This window comes from Brevundimonas sp., assembly GCF_047617075.1.
In the GTDB taxonomy this organism is placed as follows: domain Bacteria; phylum Pseudomonadota; class Alphaproteobacteria; order Caulobacterales; family Caulobacteraceae; genus Brevundimonas.
Genome location: NZ_JBLGCI010000003.1, coordinates 65,317 through 84,494, shown reverse-complemented (window position 1 = coordinate 84,494; position 19,178 = coordinate 65,317). Strand labels below are relative to the sequence as shown.

The 19,178-nt window shown below is 69.0% G+C and carries 21 protein-coding genes; 8 read left to right on the top strand and 13 right to left on the bottom strand.

Features of this window, described 5'->3' with window-relative positions; all coding sequences use genetic code 11:
* Positions 1 to 4: 4 nt before the first annotated feature.
* From ACI8U3_RS03945 to ACI8U3_RS03925, 5 genes are all read right to left on the bottom strand, one after another.
* Entirely contained in the window at positions 5 to 1,255 is a 1,251-nt protein-coding gene (locus ACI8U3_RS03945; protein ID WP_415013562.1) for a DUF418 domain-containing protein, read from the bottom strand.
* A 98-nt stretch (positions 1,256 to 1,353) separates the two neighbouring features.
* The gene (locus ACI8U3_RS03940) at positions 1,354 to 1,935 is read right to left on the bottom strand and encodes a phthalate transporter (protein WP_415013561.1); all 582 of its coding nucleotides are present in this window, start codon (positions 1,933 to 1,935) and stop codon (positions 1,354 to 1,356) included.
* Positions 1,932 to 2,810, bottom strand: coding sequence for a 3-hydroxybutyryl-CoA dehydrogenase (locus ACI8U3_RS03935; RefSeq protein WP_415013560.1), 879 nt, complete (start codon positions 2,808 to 2,810; stop codon positions 1,932 to 1,934). Before ACI8U3_RS03935 ends, ACI8U3_RS03940 begins: the two co-directional genes overlap by 4 nt.
* A gap of 281 nt (positions 2,811 to 3,091) precedes the next feature.
* Positions 3,092 to 4,024: an electron transfer flavoprotein subunit alpha/FixB family protein gene (locus tag ACI8U3_RS03930; RefSeq protein ID WP_415013559.1), complete on the bottom strand. Its 933-nt coding sequence runs from the start codon at positions 4,022 to 4,024 to the stop codon at positions 3,092 to 3,094.
* Complete coding sequence (locus ACI8U3_RS03925; protein ID WP_415013558.1) at positions 4,024 to 4,788, bottom strand: electron transfer flavoprotein subunit beta/FixA family protein; 765 nt, start codon at positions 4,786 to 4,788, stop codon at positions 4,024 to 4,026. Before ACI8U3_RS03925 ends, ACI8U3_RS03930 begins: the two co-directional genes overlap by 1 nt.
* Positions 4,789 to 4,920: 132 nt before the next feature.
* Here ACI8U3_RS03925 and ACI8U3_RS03920 point away from each other — a divergent pair, with 132 nt between their 5' ends.
* From ACI8U3_RS03920 to ACI8U3_RS03900, 5 genes are all read left to right on the top strand, one after another.
* On the top strand, positions 4,921 to 5,259 hold the full coding sequence (locus ACI8U3_RS03920; protein ID WP_415013557.1) for a hypothetical protein: 339 nt from the start codon (positions 4,921 to 4,923) through the stop codon (positions 5,257 to 5,259).
* Positions 5,260 to 5,360: 101 nt separating this feature from the next.
* Positions 5,361 to 6,119, top strand: a complete 759-nt coding sequence (locus tag ACI8U3_RS03915) for an ABC transporter ATP-binding protein (RefSeq protein ID WP_415013556.1) — start codon at positions 5,361 to 5,363, stop codon at positions 6,117 to 6,119.
* Positions 6,116 to 6,868, top strand: coding sequence for an ABC transporter permease (locus ACI8U3_RS03910; RefSeq protein WP_415013555.1), 753 nt, complete (start codon positions 6,116 to 6,118; stop codon positions 6,866 to 6,868). The genes ACI8U3_RS03915 and ACI8U3_RS03910 overlap by 4 nt, the downstream gene beginning before the upstream one ends.
* A gap of 167 nt (positions 6,869 to 7,035) precedes the next feature.
* Positions 7,036 to 7,755, top strand: a complete 720-nt coding sequence (locus ACI8U3_RS03905) for a hypothetical protein (RefSeq protein ID WP_415013554.1) — start codon at positions 7,036 to 7,038, stop codon at positions 7,753 to 7,755.
* 11 nt (positions 7,756 to 7,766) lie between these two features.
* Positions 7,767 to 8,846 carry a DUF2336 domain-containing protein gene (locus ACI8U3_RS03900; protein WP_415013553.1) on the top strand — a complete coding sequence of 360 codons (1,080 nt, stop codon included), beginning with the start codon at positions 7,767 to 7,769 and terminating at the stop codon, positions 8,844 to 8,846.
* Positions 8,847 to 8,862: 16 nt separating this feature from the next.
* Here ACI8U3_RS03900 and ACI8U3_RS03895 read toward each other — a convergent pair whose 3' ends face one another.
* Both ACI8U3_RS03895 and ACI8U3_RS03890 read right to left on the bottom strand, forming a co-directional pair.
* Positions 8,863 to 10,140 carry a hypothetical protein gene (locus ACI8U3_RS03895; protein WP_415013552.1) on the bottom strand — a complete coding sequence of 426 codons (1,278 nt, stop codon included), beginning with the start codon at positions 10,138 to 10,140 and terminating at the stop codon, positions 8,863 to 8,865.
* A gap of 105 nt (positions 10,141 to 10,245) precedes the next feature.
* Positions 10,246 to 10,584: a hypothetical protein gene (locus ACI8U3_RS03890; protein WP_415013551.1), complete on the bottom strand. Its 339-nt coding sequence runs from the start codon at positions 10,582 to 10,584 to the stop codon at positions 10,246 to 10,248.
* Between the two features lie 187 nt (positions 10,585 to 10,771).
* Between ACI8U3_RS03890 and ACI8U3_RS03885 the strand changes: the two genes are divergently transcribed.
* Positions 10,772 to 11,518, top strand: coding sequence for a YdiY family protein (locus ACI8U3_RS03885; RefSeq protein ID WP_415013550.1), 747 nt, complete (start codon positions 10,772 to 10,774; stop codon positions 11,516 to 11,518).
* 25 nt (positions 11,519 to 11,543) lie between these two features.
* On the opposite strand, the gene ACI8U3_RS03880 is transcribed toward ACI8U3_RS03885, so the two are convergent.
* Both ACI8U3_RS03880 and ACI8U3_RS03875 read right to left on the bottom strand, forming a co-directional pair.
* Positions 11,544 to 13,175, bottom strand: coding sequence for a peptide chain release factor 3 (locus ACI8U3_RS03880; protein WP_415013549.1), 1,632 nt, complete (start codon positions 13,173 to 13,175; stop codon positions 11,544 to 11,546).
* A 55-nt stretch (positions 13,176 to 13,230) separates the two neighbouring features.
* Positions 13,231 to 14,775 (bottom strand): tetratricopeptide repeat protein, encoded by a 1,545-nt coding sequence (locus tag ACI8U3_RS03875; protein ID WP_415013548.1) that lies wholly within the window; start codon positions 14,773 to 14,775, stop codon positions 13,231 to 13,233.
* 197 nt (positions 14,776 to 14,972) lie between these two features.
* On the opposite strand from ACI8U3_RS03875, the gene ACI8U3_RS03870 reads away from it, so the two are divergent.
* On the top strand, positions 14,973 to 15,122 hold the full coding sequence (locus ACI8U3_RS03870) for a hypothetical protein (RefSeq protein WP_415013547.1): 150 nt from the start codon (positions 14,973 to 14,975) through the stop codon (positions 15,120 to 15,122).
* A gap of 1 nt (position 15,123) precedes the next feature.
* Here the strand turns inward: ACI8U3_RS03870 and ACI8U3_RS03865 are convergent, their stop codons facing one another.
* Together ACI8U3_RS03865 and ACI8U3_RS03860 are read right to left on the bottom strand one after the other, a co-directional pair.
* Positions 15,124 to 15,504: a hypothetical protein gene (locus tag ACI8U3_RS03865; RefSeq protein ID WP_415013546.1), complete on the bottom strand. Its 381-nt coding sequence runs from the start codon at positions 15,502 to 15,504 to the stop codon at positions 15,124 to 15,126.
* A gap of 97 nt (positions 15,505 to 15,601) precedes the next feature.
* Positions 15,602 to 15,940, bottom strand: a complete 339-nt coding sequence (locus ACI8U3_RS03860) for a DUF1491 family protein (RefSeq protein ID WP_415013545.1) — start codon at positions 15,938 to 15,940, stop codon at positions 15,602 to 15,604.
* A 55-nt stretch (positions 15,941 to 15,995) separates the two neighbouring features.
* Between ACI8U3_RS03860 and ACI8U3_RS03855 the strand changes: the two genes are divergently transcribed.
* Positions 15,996 to 16,859 (top strand): hypothetical protein, encoded by an 864-nt coding sequence (locus tag ACI8U3_RS03855; protein WP_415013544.1) that lies wholly within the window; start codon positions 15,996 to 15,998, stop codon positions 16,857 to 16,859.
* Here ACI8U3_RS03855 and arsC read toward each other — a convergent pair.
* Both arsC and ACI8U3_RS03845 read right to left on the bottom strand, forming a co-directional pair.
* Positions 16,856 to 17,206: an arsenate reductase (glutaredoxin) gene (gene arsC / locus ACI8U3_RS03850; RefSeq protein WP_415013543.1), complete on the bottom strand. Its 351-nt coding sequence runs from the start codon at positions 17,204 to 17,206 to the stop codon at positions 16,856 to 16,858. The two genes, ACI8U3_RS03855 and arsC, sit on opposite strands and share 4 nt — an antisense overlap.
* Positions 17,203 to 19,086 carry a M20/M25/M40 family metallo-hydrolase gene (locus ACI8U3_RS03845; RefSeq protein ID WP_415013542.1) on the bottom strand — a complete coding sequence of 628 codons (1,884 nt, stop codon included), beginning with the start codon at positions 19,084 to 19,086 and terminating at the stop codon, positions 17,203 to 17,205. The genes arsC and ACI8U3_RS03845 overlap by 4 nt, the downstream gene beginning before the upstream one ends.
* Positions 19,087 to 19,178: the final 92 nt, after the last annotated feature.

Sequence of the window (19,178 nt, the reverse complement as noted above, 5' to 3'; positions counted from 1 at the left end):
AGCGTTAGCGCGCAGAAATACTGACGCCCTTGCCGTAGGTGAGGCGGCGCCACACCCACTCCAGCGGGCCCATGGTGAACTGCGACAACCACAGGGGCGACCAGATCAGCTGCACTACCCAGATGCCGATGATGAACAACCACATCTCGGGCCAGCCCACCTGACCGAAGTAGCCCAGGCCGCGACCGCCGTAGAAGATGGTGGTCATGATCAGGGTCTGGGTCAGATAGTTGGTGAAGGCCATCTGCCCCGCCTTGGCCAGCGGCGTCAGGATCATCTTCAGCCCGAACCGCGCCAGCAGGATCAGCAGGCTGGCGAAACCCAGCGACACCAGCGGGGCCAGGAAGGTGTTGGCCGGCTTCGCCATGCCGTCAATGAAGGGGAAGTCGTCGGCGATCATGGCCGCGCCCTCCCGCCAGATCAGGAAGAGCGCCGCCGCGCCCGTCACCAGCAGAAGGCCATACAGCCAGGTGGGCGAGCGCCCGGCCAGGAAGCCGGCCTTGTACAGGCCCATGCCGATCATCATCAGGGCGGCGGTGGCCGGGACCATGAAGATCAGCATGAAGGGCACCACCGTGACCCACTTCATGATCAGGGTCAGGCTGACCGAAACGGCGTCCCCCCGCATGGCCTCGATCTGTCCGGCGATCACCTCGGGCGGCGGGGCCCAGCCCGCGTCGGCCATGATGGAGTCCATCATCTCCGCCGGCGCGGCGCTCATGGCCAGCATCAGGCCCACATAGATGGCCGAACAGACGATGTTCAGGACCACGCCGGTGATGATCAGGCGGCGCGCGCCCCAGGACCGGACCAGCATCACGAACACGCCCGTCCAGGCGTAGAGCAGCAGGATGTCGCCGAACCAGAAGGCCAGGCCGTGGATCAGGCCGAAGATGGCCAGCCAGAACAGACGCTTCCTGAGCAGCTTTCCGCGCGCCTCGTCGCTGCGCTCGCCGCCGATCAGGAAGATCGACACGCCGAACAGCATGGAGAACAGGGTCCGCATCTTGTCCTGGAACAGGGTGTACATGGCGTGCCAGGCCGTGGCCGCCTCACCCTCGAAGCCGGTGGGCTGCAGGGTAGGGTTCATGGATACTTCCCACGGCTGGGCGAAGGTCATGGCGTTCACCGCCAGGATGCCCAGCACGGCGAAGCCTCGCACCACGTCCAGGCTGAACAGGCGGTCAGCCTTGTTCACCGGCGCCGGTTCGGCGATGGGGTCGCGTTCGGATATGTTGACGGCTGTATCGGTCATGTCGCCCTCCCTGACAGTCGCGCCGGAGGGTCGCCCCGATCCGCAGGATCGGCAAGCCGGGATTCATGAAAGCGCGGTAATGATTCCGCTGAGGCGGCTCAGACGCCTTCGGGGTCCAGAAGTCCGGCGCGCGGACGCACCGCAGGCGGCTTGGGCGTGAAGGCGATCAGGGCCACGCAGATACCGGCCCACAGGGCGTAGCTGAGCCCGATCAGCATGGCCAGCGGCAGGCCCGCCACCCCATAGATCAGCAAGGTGGTCTCGGCGGCCCCCAGGCTTTGCGCCAGGGCGCCGGCCTCGGCCCAGCGCAGGACCAGCATCACCAGCGCCGTCAGCACCTGGAGCGCCGCCGCCAGCAGGCCCCCGTACAGCAGGAACCGCCAGATCACGCCCAGACGTGTGGACGGCGACCCGGACCGATCACGCTCGCGCACCAGCATGTACATGCCCGCGGGGACGGCGATGACCCCCGCGATCAGCACCTGCAGCCGCCAGTCCATGTCGAAGCCAGGCGTGAGGTTGGCGGGCGGCATGAGCGGCAGGGTCAGGATCACCGGCGGCCAGGCCACCGCCGCCAGACCCGCCAGCAGGGCCCACAGGCCCGGCATGCCGCGCCATTTGATCTGCGCCTGTCCGGGCAGGTCGCCCACGTCACGGATGTCCTTCAGGTCGCGCTTCATCGTGTGGGAACCGGGGTCGGGCCGGAATAGTCGTAGAAGCCGCGCCCGGTCTTGCGACCCAGCCAGCCCGCCTCGACATATTTCACCAGCAGCGGGCAGGGGCGGTATTTGCTGTCGCCCAGCCCCTCGTAAAGCACGTTCATGATGGCCAGCACCACGTCCAGCCCCATGAAGTCCGCCAGCTCCAGCGGCCCCATGGGATGGTTGGCGCCCAGCTTGAGCGCCGTGTCGATGGCCGTGACGTTCCCGACGCCTTCGTACAGGGTGTAGACCGCCTCGTTCATCATCGGCGCCAGGATGCGGTTGACGATGAACGCGGGGAAATCCTCGGAATCGGTGGTGGTCTTGCCCAGGGCCTCGGCGAAGGCGACGGCGGTCGCATAGGTTTCGCCCGAGGTGGCGATGCCGCGGATCATCTCCACCAGCTTCATGGCCGGCGCCGGCTTCATGAAATGCAGGCCGATGAAACGCTCGGGCCGGTCGGTGACCGAGGCCAGCCGCGTGATGGAAATGGACGAGGTGTTGGACGCCAGCAGGGTGTCGGCGCCCAGATAAGGCGTGATGTCGCGGAAGACCGACTTCTTGACGGCCTCGTCCTCGGTGGCCGCCTCGATCACCAGATCGGCGCCGCCGGCTTCGGCCAGGGTCTCGATAGGTTGGATGCGGGCCAGGGCCGCGTCTGCGTCGGCCGCCGTGACGGTCCCGCGCGAGACCTGACGGGCCATGCTGGCGCCGATGGCGCCGATGGCGGCGGGAAGCTTGTCCGCGCCCACGTCGTAGAGCCTGACGTCATAACCGCCGAGAGCCACAACATGGGCGATGCCCATGCCCATCTGGCCCGCGCCGATCACAGCCACCGTCCTGATTTCAACCATGCGGTCGAACGCCTCTTGAACCCATCGCGCGGAAAAGCGCGGACGGCTGTCTTACGTCAGGAAGGGGGCGGCGGGGAAGGGTGGTCACCTACGAATCCCTCTCCCTGTGGGAGAGGGCTGCGCGCCGCGGGATACGCAGCAGGCCGCGTCTTCGCGCGCAGGGTGAGGGTCGGGAGGCGGTTTCAAACCCACCGGACCCTCATCCCCCGCGCAAGAACCTTCGCGCCGCGCGCTCCGGTGCGCGGGGCCCCCTTCTCCCACCGGGAGAAGGGAGTTCGGACCTACCCCAGCGCCGTCATCAGCTCGGGGATCACCGTCTTGTAGTCGCCCACGATGCCGTAGTCCGCCACCTGGAAGATGGGGGCGTCGGCGTCCTTGTTGATGGCCACGATGATCTTGGAGTCCTTCATGCCGGCCAGGTGCTGGATGGCGCCCGAGATGCCGATGGCGATGTAGAGCTCCGGCGCCACGACCTTGCCGGTCTGGCCCACCTGATAGTCGTTGGGGGCGTAGCCGGCGTCCACGGCGGCGCGGCTGGCGCCCACGGCGGCGCCCAGCTTGTCGGCCAGCGGGTCCATGACCGCGTGGAACTCGTCCGCCGAGCCCAGGGCCCGGCCGCCGGAGACCACGATCTTGGCCGCGCCCAGCTCGGGCCGGTCGGACTTGACCATTTCCTCGCTGACGAAGTCGGTCTTGGCCGCGTCGGCGCCCTTGATGGTCTCGACCTTGGCCGAGCCGCCTTCCTCTGCCGCCGTGAAGGCGGTGGGGCGCACGGTGATGACCTTGGTCTTGTCCGAGCTCTGGATCGTCTCCAGCGCGTTGCCCGCATAGATGGGCCGCGTGAAGGTGTCGCCGGAGACCACCTCGACGATGTCCGAGATGGGGGCCACGTCCAGCTTGGCGGCGATGCGCGGGGCGAAATTCTTGCCGTCCGACGAGGCGGGCGACAGGATGGCGTCATAGTCGCCGGCCATGGGGACCACCACGGCCTCCACGGCCTCGGCGATGGTCTTGCCCAGCTCGGCGCTTTCGGCCAGCAGCACCTTGCGCACGCCGGAGATCTTGGCGGCCGCATCGGCGGCGGCCTGGGCGCCTTCGCCCACCACCAGGATGTCGATGTCGCCCGCGTTCAGTTGCTGGGCGGCGGCGACGGTCTTGTGGGTGGTGTCGCGAACTTGGGCGTTGTCGTGATCGGCGATGACGAGAACGGCCATTACAGGACTCCTTCGGACTTGAGCTTGGTCACCAGTTCGGCGGCGTCGGCCACCTTGATGCCGGCGGAGCGCTTGGGCGGCTCGGTGACCTTCAGCACCTTCAGGCGCGGCGCCGTGTCGACGCCGTAGTCGGCGACCGCCTTGGTGGCGATCTCCTTCTTCTTGGCCTTCATGATGTTGGGCAGGGAGGCGTAGCGCGGCGTGTTCAGACGCAGGTCGGTGGTCACCACCGCCGGCAGGGTCGAGGCCAGGGTCTGCAGCCCGCCGTCGATCTCACGGGTCACCACGGCCTTGCCGTCCTTGATTTCCAGCTTGGAGGCGAAGGTGCCCTGGGGCCAGTCCAGCAGGGCGGCCAGCATCTGGCCCACGGCGTTGTTGTCGCCGTCGATGGCCTGCTTGCCCATCAGAACCAGATCGGGCTTCTCTTCCTCAACCACCGCCTTCAGCAGCTTGGCCACGGCCAGCGGCTCCAGGTCCGTGTCGGACTGGATCAGGATGCCCCGGTCCGCGCCCATGGCCAGGGCCGTGCGGATGGTCTCCTGCGCCTGGCTGGGGCCGATGGAGACAACCACGATCTCGTCGGCGGTGCCGGCGGCGTGGTGTTCCTTGCCTTCCTTGAGACGCACGGCCTCTTCGACGGCGATCTCGTCGAAGGGATTCATGCTCATCTTGACGTTGGCCAGATCGACGCCCGACTGGTCCGCCTTCACGCGCGCCTTGACGTTATAGTCGATCACCCGTTTGACGGGGACGAGAACCTTCATGCCGAACCCTTTTCGAAACTTTGGTCTGGAAAGCCGCCCGGCCGCGGCCTTATTGGTGGTGCGGCAGGACATGGAACGGCCATCGCGGCCTGTCAACGTAACGCCAAGTCAACTTCCCGGGGATTCTCGCGCGTGTATCTGAGCTTCAAGCGTCTGGCCTTCCTGTTTCTGGCGATCTTCGCGGTCCTGATGGTCGGCGTGTTCGCGTTCGAGCGGTTCTGGGTGGCCCCCGGGGACCGCTGTGAGGCCGAGGGCGGCTGGTACGACATCGAGAGCCGCACCTGCGCCACGCCCATCTACATTCCCGACATCACCGGCCGTGAGCCGGGCGAGAGCCGCGCCGAAGCCTCGCGCCGCCAGAACGCCGAACTGGTGCAGCTGGAACGCCGCATCGCCGCCCGTGACGCGGCGCGCCGCCAGGCGATCGAGGCTGAGCAACAACGGGTCCGCGAGGCGGCGGGCGAGCAATAGTCAGGCCTTCTCCTCCCCATCTCGAGTGATTGGGAGGAGAGCCTCTTTCGCCCCGCTTCGGGCCGTGGAACAGTCCGGCGACCTTGGCCGGAACGTCCTGAATGACCGAACCCTCCATCATCGCGCGGCTGGACGGCGCTGTGGTGCGCAATGCGGGGCGCCCGCCCATCGGGCCGCTGAATCTCAGCGTGCGCGCAGGCGAGATCGTGGCCCTGGTGGGCGCCTCGGGATGCGGCAAGTCCACCACCTTGCGCCTGCTGGCGGGCCTGGAGACGCCCGATGCCGGTCGGGCGGACCGGTTCGTGGAGCGGGGCCGCACCGGCCTGGTGTTCCAGCACCCCACCCTGATGCCCTGGGCGACGGCCCTGGAGAACACGGCCCTGCCGCTGAGACTGGCGGGGGTTTCGCCCGAGCAGGCCGCGGCCCGCTCTCGCGCCGCCCTGGCGCGGGTGGGTCTGGAGGATCGGGCGGACGCCCGGCCCCGTGAGCTGTCGGGCGGCATGGCCATGCGGGTTTCGCTGGCCCGGGCGCTGGTGACGACGCCGGACCTGCTGTTGCTGGACGAGCCGTTCGCGGCGCTGGACTCCGTCACCCGCCGGGTTCTGATCGAGGACATCCACCGCCTTTGGGACCGGGATCGCCCGGCGGTGGTCTTCGTCACCCACGATGTGGACGAGGCCGCCTACATGGCCGGGCGGGTGCTGGTCATGGAGGCGGGCACGGGCCGGATCGTGAAGGAGACCGCGGGGGAGGGGCCCTTGCCCCGACCGCCGGGCTGGCGCGCCGATCCTCGCCATACAGCTATGGCCGAGCGGGTGACGGCGGCGATGCAGGCCGCCATGATCGAGCGCGCGGCGTGACCCGTGGCCTGGACATCCTGGCGCCGGTCGCCTTGCTGCTGGTGCTGCTGGCCGTATGGGAGGCGGCGTGCCGCCTGCTGGCCGTGCCCGCCTATTTTCTACCGCCGCCCAGCGCGGTGGCGGCGGCCCTGATCCGCAGCGGCCCGCTGCTGGCCGCCTCGGCCTGGGCCACCTTCTGGATGGCGCTTCAGGCGCTGCTGATCGCGGGGCTGGTCGCCTCCGCCCTGGCGTTGGCCGTGTCCATGAACCGGCTGGCGGAACAGGCGGTGCGGCCGCTGGCGGTGACGCTGCAGGTGACGCCGGTGGTGGCCATCGCGCCGCTGGTGCTGATCTGGGCCGGGCTGGACAACGCCGACCGGGCGGTGGTGGCGCTGGCGGCTGCGGTGGCTTTCTTCCCGTTGTTCTCGGGCCTCCTCACGGGACTGAAATCCGCTGATCCGGATCTGGAGCGCCTGTTCGACCTGTACGGCGCTTCGCCGGTGCAGCGATTGCTGCGTCTGCGCCTGCCCTCGGCGATCCCGTTCGCGCTGGAGGGCCTACGCGTCGCGGCCGGTCTGGCGGTGATCGGCGCCGTGGTGGCCGAGTTCGTCTCGGGCACGGGCCAGACGCAAGGGCTGGCCTGGCGCCTGCTGGAGGCGGGCAACCGCCTGCGCACTGCGGACCTGCTGGCGGCCCTGGCATGCCTCGCGGTCATGGGCGTGGCGCTGAACGCCGCCATCGCCTGGCTGGAGCGCCGCGCCGCCCGTTAGCGAGGGGTTAAGGCCGCCGCGCCTAACCTCTTCGGGTATATGGCCGCCTGTTGCGGCCTCAGATTCCCAAGGGGGACCATATGGCCGGTTTCGGGGCCAGAGTCGGAGCCAGAGCGTCGGCGACGCAACGCCGCCTTCAGGCCGGAGCCCTGGCGCTCGGTCTCGTGATGATCGCGGGCCCCGCCCTGGCCCAGAGCGCCAGCGAGCGCGCGGGCCTGCGCACCCTGACCTGGCCCGGCAAGGCCGAGGCGCCCGCCGCGCGCGAGCAATCCCGCCCCCAGGCCGTCTCCGCGACCACTCCCGCCGCGCCCCAGGCCGAGACGCCTGCCGTCCAGCCCAGCCGACTGCCCGACTACACCGCCGCGGCGGCCAGTTTCCCGCAGAGCCTGACCCCGGCCACCGCCTTCGGCGTTCCGCCCGTGGCGGGCGGCGGACAGGCCTATGGTTCCTCACCGGTTCCCTACGCCGCCGTTGCGGGGCAGGGCGGGGCCGCCGTGCGTCCGACCCCTGTGCCGCAAACGCCGGTTCGCTCCACCCCCGTACCCCAGACCCCGGTTTCGGCCCCGCAGGATGAACCGGCCGATCCCATGGCGCCGCGCCGTGACGCCGCCATCTGGCGCCTGACCGATCGTCAGGCTGAAGGCCAAGCCCAGGCTGAGGCCGCCCCGCAACCGACCCGGCCCCAATCGCCGACCAGCGGCGATCGGGACGGGGCGCGCTATTATTCCGTACACCGCGAGGCGGGCCGTACGCCTGATCCCACCAGCCTGCCGGCGCCGTTCTTCCTGGACAGCGCGCCGGTGGATCTGGCTGAACCGCCGCCGCCGCCGACCCTGATGCGCAACCAGGGGGGGCTGGCCCCGTCCGTGGCGGGCGACGCCCTGTGAGCGAGGCGGCCGTGACCCCCTCTCGCCTGCCTGATCTCATCAATCTGGCCCGCGAGGACTCCAGCGAGAAGCGCCGGGCGCTGCTGCGCGAGCTGACCGACCACTTTTTCGGCGCCACCACCCATTCAGAGGCCGAGAACGAGCACTACGGCATCGTTCTGGCGCACCTGGCCGATGACATGGAGGATGCGGTTCGCGCCGAGCTGGCGGAACGCTTCGCGCCCGTGTCCGACGCGCCGCGTCGTCTGATCCGCCGTCTGGCGGAGGACGGGTCCGACGCCGTCGCCGCGCCTGTTCTGGCCGCCTCGCCGGTGCTGGACCACGCCGATCTCATGAAGGCGGTGCGCGAAGGCGGACAGGAGCGCCTGCGCGCCGTGTCCAGCCGTTCGGCGGTTTCCGAGGACATTTCATCCGTCATTGTCGAGCGCGGCGACGACGAGACCCTGGGAACCTTGCTGCGCAACGAGGGCGCGCGCCTGTCGCGAGCGTCCAGCGAGGCCGCGGTGGACCGGGCCCGCGCCAATCCGGCCCTGCATGAGGCGGTGGTCAACCGAAAGGCTCTGCCGCCGGATCTGCTGAACGAGATGTACTTCGTGGTCGAGGCGCGGCTGCGGCAACAGATTCTGGAACAGAACGCCCAGCTGGACCCGGCCCTGCTGGAAAATGCGCTGGAGGCCGGCCGCACCCGCGTCGCCTCCGCCGACGGCGTCCTGCCGCCGGACTACAAGGAGCAGCTGGCCTATGTGCAGGAGCTCAAGGCCGCCAATCAGCTGACCCCGCAGGTGCTGGCCCGGTTCCTGCGCTCCGGCGGGCGCACCGCTTTCCTGATCGCCCTGGCCGAGCTTTCCGACATCGATTTCCACACCGCCCGGACCATTGTGGAGCGGCGCGAAATGGATGCCCTGGCGGTGGTGTGCAAGGCGGCGGATCTGGATCGGGCCCTGTTCCTGACCTACGCCGTGGTTCTGTTGAACAGCGAGGACAACGCCATGGGCAAGGCGCGCCAATACGCCGCCCATTACGCTGAGCTGCCCCGCGAAACGGCCATGCGGACCCTGCGCTTCTGGCGCCTGCGCCGGCAGGCGGCGTAAGGTTTGGCCGCCTGAATCAGGCTGGCCGGCTGGGCGAAGCCTGTTTCAGCGCCCCCATCACCTCGCGGGCCCGGTCGGCGATCAGTCCGGCGCCGAGCTCGCGGGCGGTTTCCGCCGCCTCGGTCAGGATCAGCCCCAGATGCGACAGGTCCGTCCCGCCGGTCAGGCGAGCGCGCGCCAGCCGAACATGGGCCAGACCGATCTGATCCGCCGCCCAGTCCAGAGGGGCGTTCTCGGCGTTCCCGTGAGTCAGACGGCGGCGCAACCGCGTTTCCATCCGCGCCAGCTGCGCAGCGTCGGCTTCACGTTCGGCCTGACCGGCCTCCAGCGCCAGGCGGCGCTCCCGGGCCAGTGCGCCCAGGATCAGACCTTCGCCCGACGTGACCGCCTCGATCTCCAGCATCCGGTTGAGGTCTGGCGATGAGCTGCGGACGGCGCGCGCCAGTTCGATGGCGGCCCAGTCCAGCGGGCTGTGATCGGGGGTGAAGGCGTCGGCGGCGGCGTCGAACATCTCGTCCGCCTGTTTCCGGGCGTCGGCGTCGCCCGCCAGGGCGGCCAGAGCCGACAGGCCCGCCGCGCACAGGGTCAAGGCGCGAGCGCGGGTGACCGGGCGATATTCGGGACTGGCGGTTTCCACCAGCGCCCGCAGGTCGCGTCCCGCCTGATCCAGCAGTCGCGCATCGCCGCGCTTCAGCCCGGCTTCGAGCGCCAGTGAGGCGCGATCCAGCTGCGCCTCCGCCGTTTCGACTGTCAGCTCTTCGCGGCGGGTCAGGTCATGCAGGGCTGAGTCCAGCAGGGCGGAGGCGTCCATCATGGCGCCCGCCTCTCCGCTGTGACGCGCCTTCAGCGCCTCCAGCCTGGCGTGGGCGCCGGCCATGCGCGCGCTCAGCGGCCCCTTTCGGCCCGTGTCGTGGCCGTCCAGCACCAGATCGATCTGATCCAGAAGTTCCGGCCCGCCGCGCTGTTCGAACTGCAGCATCAGGCACAGGGCCGTCTCGACCGCAGCCTCGGCGCGCAGGCCGGCGGTGTCGGCGCCCTGTGCGGCCTCGGTCGCCGCCTCCAGCGCCCGGGCCAGACTGTTGCGGCGCCCGGTGCGGCGCGCGTGCTCGCGCCACAGGGCGGCGGCTTTCAGAGAGTCGTGGACAGGCTCCCGGCGGTTCGCCCGGTGGGAATCCGTGGTCTGGCCGCGCGCCTCCGTCTCCAGCAGGTCGGCGCCAATCAGCTCGACCCACGCGCGGTCTTCCTTGCGCGCCTGATCAAACAATCGCCTCAGATCCCGTCCGAAACCGAACATGCCGACCCGCTCCTTCTGTCCCGCTTCGGGACTGCCTGACTGCGCCTTTCTCCGACCAAGCAAACGCAGCGCCGCGCCGCCGGTTCAGTCCGGGATCGTCCTTTGTCAGCCCAAATCCGGCGTCCGCCCCAGACAGTCGGACAAGGCTTCGCGCGCCTCGGTGTTTCCGGCGGTCAGTTCGCGCACGGCCCGGATGCGGGCGCGGGTCTGGTCATTGTCGCTGACGGCCGCTTCCCGTCCCGCCGCATCCGCCGCCTGACCGGCCGCGAGCGACCAGTAGAGGGCCGCGTCGAACAGCATACGGCCGCGGGGCGTCTCGCCGCCCTCCAGCTCTGACGCCGCCTGGCTCAGCCCGGCGCAGCGCACGGCGGCCTGATAACCGGTCAGCTCCGCCGCCTGCCCCGAGAGGCCTGTCAGCACCGCCAAGGTGACCGCGATGATCATGGAGGCGTTCCCGCGACGCCCCCCGGCGTCGTTCGCACAAAAGAGCATGTAATCACGAAGCCGGGAAGTCCGTGGCGGGTCGTTCTGTGGCGAAGAGAACACGGTTTCCGTTCACGGGCCGGCGCGGCGTGGCCTTCAAACAGGGCCGCTGTCATAAGGCGCCCCTCATTCAGATTGGAGACATCCCATGAAGACGACGCCCCTCATCGGCGCCGGCCTGATCGCCGTCGCCCTGGCCGGACCGGCCTTCGCGCAGGATGCGACCTGGACCGGAGAAGGCTCGTTCGGCGCCGGTGTGACCACGGGCAATACGGACACCAGCGACTTCGGCCTGGGGCTGAAGCTGGGCCGTCAGGCCGGGCCGTGGACGGTCAGCCTGGAGGCCGTGGCCGAGTATGCCGAGACCGACGGCGCCGAAACCAAGAACCGCATGTTCTTCGCCGGGCAGGTGGACCGGGATTTCACCGACCGCATCTATGGTTTCGGCCGAGCGTCCTATGAGCAGGACGAGTTTTCCGGTTTCGAGAACCGGGCCTTCGTCGGCGTCGGCGTGGGCTATCGCATTCTGCTGGGCGAACAGACCACCTGGGCCGTCGAGGCGGCGCCGGGCGTCAAGCTGGACGAGGTGCGTGAAACCGTTCTGCCCGGCCCGGTGATCACCCCCGCCTATTCGGACACCAGCTTCTCGGTGATCGGCGCCTCGCGTCTGGCGCACGACTTCAACGACAATGTGAAGCTGACCAACGACACCACCGTCACCTATGCCGAGACCTCGACCCAGATCGAGAACCGGCTGGCTGTGACCGCGGCGCTGGGCGCGGCCCTCTCAGCGCGCTTCTCCGTCGATGTGCGTCATGACACCGACCCGCCCTTCGGCTTCGAGGACACGGACACCGCCACGCGCGTATCGCTGGTCTATGCCTTTGGCGAATGAGCCTTGAACGGGGCGCCGGTGACGGTCAGCCCCGTTCCTTCGTCTTCGTGAACGCGATCTTCGGGAAGCGTTCGCCCACGTAGCCCGTCTCCCACGAGGACTTGGCCAGGAACACGGGCGCGCCGTCGATGTCGCTGGCCATCTGGGGCCGGTACTTGCCCATGAAGTCGTCCAGATCGGCCTTCTCCCCGGACACCCAGCGGGCCTCGGCGAAGGGGCTGGGCTCGAACATGGAGTCCAGGCCGTATTCGGTGTTCAGCCGGTCGGCCATGACCTCGAACTGCAGCTGGCCCACCGCGCCGACGATGAAGTCCGCGCCCAGTTCGGGGCGGAACAGCTGGGTCACGCCTTCCTCGGCCAGACCCTCCAGCGCCTTCTTCAGATGCTTGGCCTTGAGCGGATCCTTGACCCGCACCCGCTGCAGGATTTCAGGCGCGAAATTGGGCAGGCCGGCGAAGCGCACCAGTCCTGTCTCTGACAGGCTGTCGCCCACCCGCAGCACCCCGTGGTTGGGAATGCCGATCACATCGCCCGCAAAGGCGTCGTCGGCCAGTTCCCGGTCCGAGGCGAAGAACATGATGGGCGCGTTCACCGACAGCGCCTTGCCTGTGTTCTGCACCTTCAGCTTCATGCCCCGCTGGAACCGGCCGCTTGCCATGCGGAACATGGCGATGCGGTCGCGGTGGTTGGGGTCCATGTTGGCCTGGACCTTGAACACGAAGCCGGTGACCTCGTCCTTGCCCGGCTCCACGACAATGTCCTCGGGCTCGGGCGCGTTGCGGGTCTCCGGCGGGGCTTCCTTCCTCGCCTTCATCACCTTGGGCGCGGGGGCCCAGTCGCCGATGGCCTTGAGCAATTCGTCGATCCCGAAGTGGCGCAGGGCCGAGCCCCACAGCACCGGGGTCATGTGGCCTTCCAGGAACGCCTGCACGTCGAACGCCTTGTAGCCGCCCTCCACCAGCTCGGCGGCTTCGATCAGGGCCTCCTGCTCGCCGGCCTCGAAATACTGCGCCGCGTCGGACAGGGGCAGGGCGGCGGGATGGTCCGGATCCTCGGCCGACCCGGCTTCCTTGCGGGCGTAGGGCTGGAACCGGCCCGTTCCCATCTCCACCATGCCGCGCAGGCGATTGCCGCTCTCGGCGGGCCACCAGATGGGGGAGGGGTCCAGCTGGAGCCGCGAAGCGATCTCGTCCAGCAGGGCCATGGGGTCCTGGGCCTCGCGGTCCAGCTTGTTGATGAAGGTGATGATCGGGATGTCCCGAAGACGACACACCTCGAACAGCTTCAGGGTCTGGGGCTCGATGCCCTTGGCCGCGTCCAGCACCATGATGGCGCAGTCCGCCGCGGTCAGGGTGCGGTAGGTGTCTTCCGAGAAGTCCTCGTGGCCCGGGGTGTCGAGCAGGTTGAACATCTTGTCGTCGTGCTCGAACGTCATCACCGACGCCGAGACGGAGATGCCCCGCTCCTTCTCGATCTTCATCCAGTCCGAGCGGGTCCGCCGGTTCTCGCCGCGCGCCCGCACCGCGCCCGCCGCACGGATGGCGCCCCCGGCCAGCAGGATGTGCTCGGTCAGGGTGGTCTTGCCCGCATCCGGGTGCGCGATGATGGCGAAGGTGCGCCGCCGCGCAGCTTCTTCAGGCAGTGTTCTTTTCGACATGGCCGCGCCGATAGCGCGGACGGCGGCCAAAGTCACTCACCGCGTCAGGAGGACGTCAGTCTGCGGGGGTGACTTCAGCGTCTTCCTCGTTCTCAACCGCCTGCGTCCCGCCATCGGCCGCGGGTGTGACGCCCATGGCTTCATCGATCAGGGCCTGTGCGGCTTCGGCCTCATCGCCGCCGTGCGGTGCGTTCGCCAGCGGACTCAGCAGCCCCACTGCGGTTTCGCGGTCACCGGACGCCAGAAAGGCATGACCCGCTCCCATGCGGATGCCCGAAAGCTGCGGTGCGGAGATGAAGGCCATCTCCCAGGTCGCCAGATCGTTGTCGTTGGGATAGCCCGGCCCCCCGTTGCGGGACTGGGCGATCAGATAAAGGGTGAGATAGTTGTTCGGGTCGGCGGCGTAAGCCGTGGCCAGGTAGCCGCGGGCGCGGTTCATGAGGTCGGTGTGATTCTCGGGCTGGTCCTCCGCGTCGGCGAAGCGGGCCATGGCCATGAATTGCAGCGCCTCCACGTGGTCCGGGTCGTCCTCCAGCACCCGCATCAAGGCGGCCTCGCCGGCCGCGCGATCCCCTATGTGCAGTTCGGCATGGCCCAGCACCAGCAGAGCCAGCGGGTCATCGCCATGGCGGGCGGCCATGCTGCGGGCGTCTTCGAGCGCCCTCGTTCGATGCTCCTCCTCCATCGGCATGGTCAGCCGCTGACGCAGCAGAAGCAGGTCGTCCGCCGAGGCCGGCATCTCGCTGATGGCGATCTGCATGTCGGGCAACTCGATGTCATAGGTGGCCAGCTCGATGCGCCCGTACATATGGCTGCGCAGGGCGCTGCGCAGCTGGTCCAGGGTCAGGCCTGTCGCCTGTTCCATGGCCTGAACGGGATCCACACCCTGACGGATCAGTCCCAGATAGGCCTCAAGCTGAGCCGTGCGCTCGGGCGAACTCATGAACCAATGGGTCAGAAGCCAGGCGACGGGATAGTAGGTCGCCTGATGGGGACCGTGCTCCACATCGCCGACCCGATTGCGCAGCAGCACGTCCAGCGGCAGCCACGAGGCGTTCATCAGCCAAGAGCCGCGGCCTTCGTTATGGGCGCCGACCTGGATGCTGTCCGTGCGGATCCGGGCGGTCATCACATATTCGGCCAACCCCTCGACCAGCCAGCCGGGATAGTAGGTCGAGAAATGCTGGAAGAAGAAGTGGTGCGCGTATTCGTGCAGCAGGGTGTAGTCGCCATCGTTGCGTATGGCGACGGCGAAGATGTCCTCTTCTCCGGCGAAATAGAACCCCGCCACAGTGTCCGACGTCGACGGGCGAACCGCTCTCAGACCGCTGCGGCCGCTGACCAGATAGATGGGCAGTTTTCGCATCACCGGCCGATCGACCGGCACGCCGAAACGCAGGCGCAGGAAGCGATCAAAGACCTCCAGCTTCCGGGCGTACTCCCGCAAGGGACGTTCACTGCCATCAGAGTAGATGACGAAGTTGGGGGTTTCGGCGCGCCGCCAGTCCGCCTTGGCCGGCGTCGCCGCCAGAGCCAGGCCCAGCACCACTCCGACCAGCGCCAGGCCGCGCAGACGACCGAGATTGAGTAAGGAAATCATTATCGCGCCCCCGCGCAGCTATTCCGCCAACGCTAGACTGACAGGCTTTCGGGACGCAACCTTGACTGGTCAGAAATCGACCGCGCCCTGGGCGCATGAAAACACCTCGCCGAACGGGGCTATTCGCGCTAGATTACATTTCCGTAAGGCGAGACGGTAGGGTCACGCAGCCCTCCGCCGCCGGTGGAGGAAACGACATGACCATGATCCCGCAATCGCGCGAGGATGCGCCGCCCCCGTTCCGCAATCCGGGCGAGATGCACCCCGGTCTTTATCTTGTCATCGGGTTCGGCCTGCTGCTGGGCATGGCCTTCGCGGTGAACGCGCTGTTCCGCGTGATCCTCTAGATCAGGCGGCCAGACGGCCCCAGACCGCCTTGTCGGCGGCGACGGCGTCCAGCGCGCCCTTGGCCGCGCGCGCGTGCAGCTGGCGCATGACCAGTTCGGGCAGGGCGCAGAAGCGCGGCTCCACCAGTTCAGGCGCGCAGTTCTTATCCGGCGCGGCGAACATGGCGGCGTTCAGATCGGGCGCCCGGTCGGCGATCAGCCAGGCCAGACGCAGCGCCCGTTCGGGATCGTTGTGGTGCAGCATGGGATCCTCGGCGAACATCTCGCACGCCAGCTCGATCACATAGTCCAGATCCAGCCGGTCGAACCGGCGCGCGTCCGCCGCCGTGACCGGGCAGGCCGCGTCCAGATCGAACACCACATCGTTCAGCAGAAAGAGCACCGCACCATCACCATCTTTGTCAGGCGCATTTTTCGCCCGTTGATGATGAGACTAACCGGGCGCGCTTTCGGCCCGGTTCACGAACGCGGTTAAGGATTTACGACCGCTCGCCCTGCACCGTCTCGGTGATGAAATGGCGGCCCTGGCGGTCCTCCACCTCCACCACCCACAGATCCGGATCATAGCCGACCTGCCTTTGTATATAGGCGTCCAGCTCGCTTTCCTGGTCGCTGGAGACCGGCTGGATCCACAGGCGCTCGCCGTCCGGACCGAAGGCCTCGGTGTACAGCCGCGCCTTGCGCTCGCTGGTGTCATACGCCTTGACGATGACGGTCCCGGCGCGCGGGTCGCCCTTGCGCACGACCGTGGCGAAAGCCCCGGACAGTTCGGCGCGGCGGATCAGGGCGCTGACCCACACGTCACTGGCGATAAGCAATTCGCTAACCCTGAAAGGAAACGGGACCGGAAGGGGTATGGCCTAGTCTGGCCCCATGATCAAAGGCCTGACAGCACGTCTGGCGACCGGCGCTTTGCTGCTGGCGCTCTCCTCGGGAGCGGCGCACGCGCAGGCCGAACGCCTCTTCTACGAGCGCAGCCTGATGCTGGCCGCCGACGCCCGCTGCGGGCTGTTCGAGCCCCGGGTGCGCGCGGCGCTGGACGCTTCGGCCCACCAGGCGCGGGGCGCGGCCCTGCGGGCCGGGGCGACGACGGATGGCCTCACAGCCACCCGAATGCGAGCGACGTCGCGGGCCCGCACGGCGGAGTGCGCCTCTGAAGACCTCACTACGGCCGCGACCCGAGTGCGCGGGGGATTCGACGGCTGGCTGCGCACCGCCCGCATGACCTTTCCCGGCGAGCGTCAGGACTGGCGCGCGGACCGCACACGCTATGCCCGCGACGCCTGGCGTCTGGCCCAGACGGGCCGGTTCCGTTCGGCGCCGGTGACCTTCGGCCGCGTGACGGGCTCCGGCGGCGAGGAGAACCTGGCGGCGGTGGTGTCCTTCCCCGGACGTCCGCGTCCCTATGCAGCGCGCGTCGTGCTGCGCGACCCGTCCCGCGCCCAGCGGCCGTGGATCGTTCAGGCAAGCCTGGCCCCCCTGCCGCCGGTCAATACGCGCCGCGCCTTCTGGGCTGCGTCCAGCGATGCCGCGCCCGCCGACCTGCTGCCCGAGGGCCGCCGTCAGGGCGAGATCTGGCGTTTCCCCGATGCGGCGGGTGAGGCCATCGCCGGGCTGGACCCGCGCGAACGGTTCACGGTGGAGTTCCTGTTCCGCGACGACAGCGTCATGCGGGTGCATTTCGAGGCCGGCGACTTCGCCGCCGCCCGCGCCTTCCTGTCTCTCGGTCCGCTCTAGAGAAGCGGGCCCGCCCGATCGATGGGCCGCGCCACCACGGCGGCCGTGGCCGTTTCCAGAATGGGGCGCTCCACCAGAATGGGATGCTGCACCATGGCGTGCAGGATCAGATCGTCCGGCGTGTCCTCGGGCAGCAGACCCATGTCCTGGGCCAGGGTCTCGCGGCGACGCAGGATGTCGCGCGGCCGCGCCCCGCCCATCTTGGCCAGCAGGGCCGTCAGCTGATCTTCGGTCCAGCCGGCCTTCAGATATTCGACCACCTTCGGCTCAATGCCCCGCTCGGCGAGCATGGCCAGCAGCTTGCGCGAGGTGCCGCATTTCGGGTTGTGGAAGACGGTGACGCTCATGTGGCGTGTCCTTCTGTCGGGACGGGTTCGATGATGCGGGCGCCCAGCGCCAGACCGGCCCCGGCGATGAGGGCGACGGCGGCCAGAACAGACAAAATCTCCAGCCCGCGCCGCGAGGTGGGCGCCAGAGGCCGGGCCAGCATGGCGGCCATCAGGGCGATCAGGGCCAGCACCCCCGGCAGGTCCATGCCCACGCCCAGGAAGGTCCAGTGCCCCAGGGCGAACAGCCAGCCGCCCATGACGGCGGTGACGATGACGGCGGGCCACAGGGAGACGTGCCGCTCCAGCCGGGGGTCGATCAGTCCGCCCAGCGCGGCGGCCAGCGCCGCCCCCAGCACCGGCCAGGCGATCAGGAAGGCGGCGGTGGGCGCCAGAACCTGAACCACCACGCCCAGCCCCAGCATCAGGGCGATCAGCCCGGTCCAGGCCGAGAACCGCGCCGCCTTCATCCAGCCGCTGTAGAGGGCCCCGCCCACGGCGATCAGGCCGAGGACGAGGATGACCCAGCTGAACTCATACAGCGTCAGGGCCGCGACCGTGGCGAGGATCAGGGCGCCCGCCACCAGCCGCCGCCGTCCCTGGGCCGAGCCGAACAGGATCAGGGCCGCCGCCAGCAGGCCCAGCACCACCCCTGCCTCCAGCCAGGGCAGGCGGCGCAGCATGGCGTAATACAGCTCCGGCGACCCGGCGCGGCTCATGGACGGCCCGGCCAGACCGCGCATGGCGGTGGCCAGCACCACGCCCGATATGGCCAGCCACAGCCCGCCCAGCGCGCCCAGCCCCATGCCCGCGAAGGTCACGGCGCCGACCTTGCGCCCGCGCCAGACCGCGACGATCAGGAAACCGCCCGCTGCCGCCAGCACCAGCCACCCGACCCACGGCGCATACTGGATGAAGATCAGGCCCAGCAGGTCCGAATAGACGGCATTGTTCGTGGCCATGGGCAGGGCGTCGGCGCGAAGGAAATGGTCGGCCGCCTCCAGCGCCTTTTCGCCGATGTGCTGGACGCTGCCCCGGTCCAGCGCCGCGGGGGTGGAGGCGGGGTCGTGATACTGGTGGGCACGGCCGATGAAGGCGAGATTGACCCCGGCGATCCCGCGCTCGCGGGCCAGGGTGTAGTCGGTGCCGTTGGGCATGTTCTCGTAAACCAGCACCGCCAGCGAGTTGCTGTTGGCGCCACCTTCGACCCGGTCCATGGCGCGGGTGAAGGCGCGCACGGTCTGGGCGTTGCCGGGGCCGGTCTCGAACATGGACGCCCGCCCGCCGCCCCCGCGCGCCTCCAGATTCACCACCAGGCCGACGCGCTGGGCCAGCGGGTGCTCGTCCAGAAACAGGCGCATGCCGTCCAGACCCAGCTCCTCCGCGTCGGTGAACAGGACGATCAGGTCCCGCTCGGCGGGTCCGCGCGCCTGAATGGCCCTCACGGCCTCGAGGATCGCAGCCACACCGGTGGAGTCGTCCGCAGCGCCCGGCGAATCCCACACCGTGTCGTGGTGCGCCATCAGCAGCACCGCCGGTCCCTCGCGGTCGCGGCCGGGCAACACGCCAATGAGATTGGCGATCTGACGCTCTGCGGCCTGTTCGTCGCCCCAGCTGGCCAACCGCTCCACCGACCGTTCGGACAGGGCGCCGGTCTGGATCGAGGTTTCAAGGCCCAGGCCGCCCATGCGGTCCAGCAGATAGTCGCGCACCCGCGCGTTCTCCTCGGACCCCGTGGGGTGCGGCGCCCGCGCGATTTCCTCAATGTCCGCCATAGCCCGGTTGGCCGAGAAGGCCATCTCGGGCGCGCTGGCGGGCGCAGGATCCGGCGTGTGCGACGCCGCCACCGCCACGGCCAGCGCCAGTCCGAGCGCCGCGACCAGCAGCACGATGCGATTCATGAAAGCCCCGGGTGTCATGGGGCCATTAGTAGGCGCCCGAACGGCAGGCGTCGAGACGGCGTAGCCGCCCAGATCGAGGAGGCCGGCGCCGC

Bases quoted from the DNA above. Each gene is read 5' to 3' on its own strand.
- ACI8U3_RS03935 (WP_415013560.1), bottom strand. From the start codon at position 2,810: ATGGTTGAAATCAGGACGGTGGCTGTGATCGGCGCGGGCCAGATGGGC.
- ACI8U3_RS03925 (WP_415013558.1), bottom strand. From the start codon at position 4,788: ATGAAGGTTCTCGTCCCCGTCAAACGGGTGATCGACTATAACGTCAAG.
- ACI8U3_RS03875 (WP_415013548.1), bottom strand. From the start codon at position 14,775: ATGATTTCCTTACTCAATCTCGGTCGTCTGCGCGGCCTGGCGCTGGTC.
- ACI8U3_RS03905 (WP_415013554.1), top strand. From the start codon at position 7,036: ATGATCGCGGGCCCCGCCCTGGCCCAGAGCGCCAGCGAGCGCGCGGGC.
- ACI8U3_RS03930 (WP_415013559.1), bottom strand. From the start codon at position 4,024: ATGGCCGTTCTCGTCATCGCCGATCACGACAACGCCCAAGTTCGCGAC.
- ACI8U3_RS03895 (WP_415013552.1), bottom strand. From the start codon at position 10,140: ATGTTCGGTTTCGGACGGGATCTGAGGCGATTGTTTGATCAGGCGCGC.
- ACI8U3_RS03940 (WP_415013561.1), bottom strand. From the start codon at position 1,935: ATGAAGCGCGACCTGAAGGACATCCGTGACGTGGGCGACCTGCCCGGA.
- ACI8U3_RS03870 (WP_415013547.1), top strand. From the start codon at position 14,973: ATGACCATGATCCCGCAATCGCGCGAGGATGCGCCGCCCCCGTTCCGC.
- ACI8U3_RS03945 (WP_415013562.1), bottom strand. From the start codon at position 1,255: ATGACCGATACAGCCGTCAACATATCCGAACGCGACCCCATCGCCGAA.
- ACI8U3_RS03855 (WP_415013544.1), top strand. From the start codon at position 15,996: ATGATCAAAGGCCTGACAGCACGTCTGGCGACCGGCGCTTTGCTGCTG.
- ACI8U3_RS03885 (WP_415013550.1), top strand. From the start codon at position 10,772: ATGAAGACGACGCCCCTCATCGGCGCCGGCCTGATCGCCGTCGCCCTG.
- ACI8U3_RS03845 (WP_415013542.1), bottom strand. From the start codon at position 19,086: ATGAATCGCATCGTGCTGCTGGTCGCGGCGCTCGGACTGGCGCTGGCC.
- ACI8U3_RS03880 (WP_415013549.1), bottom strand. From the start codon at position 13,175: ATGTCGAAAAGAACACTGCCTGAAGAAGCTGCGCGGCGGCGCACCTTC.
- arsC (WP_415013543.1), bottom strand. From the start codon at position 17,206: ATGAGCGTCACCGTCTTCCACAACCCGAAATGCGGCACCTCGCGCAAG.
- ACI8U3_RS03915 (WP_415013556.1), top strand. From the start codon at position 5,361: ATGACCGAACCCTCCATCATCGCGCGGCTGGACGGCGCTGTGGTGCGC.
- ACI8U3_RS03890 (WP_415013551.1), bottom strand. From the start codon at position 10,584: ATGATCATCGCGGTCACCTTGGCGGTGCTGACAGGCCTCTCGGGGCAG.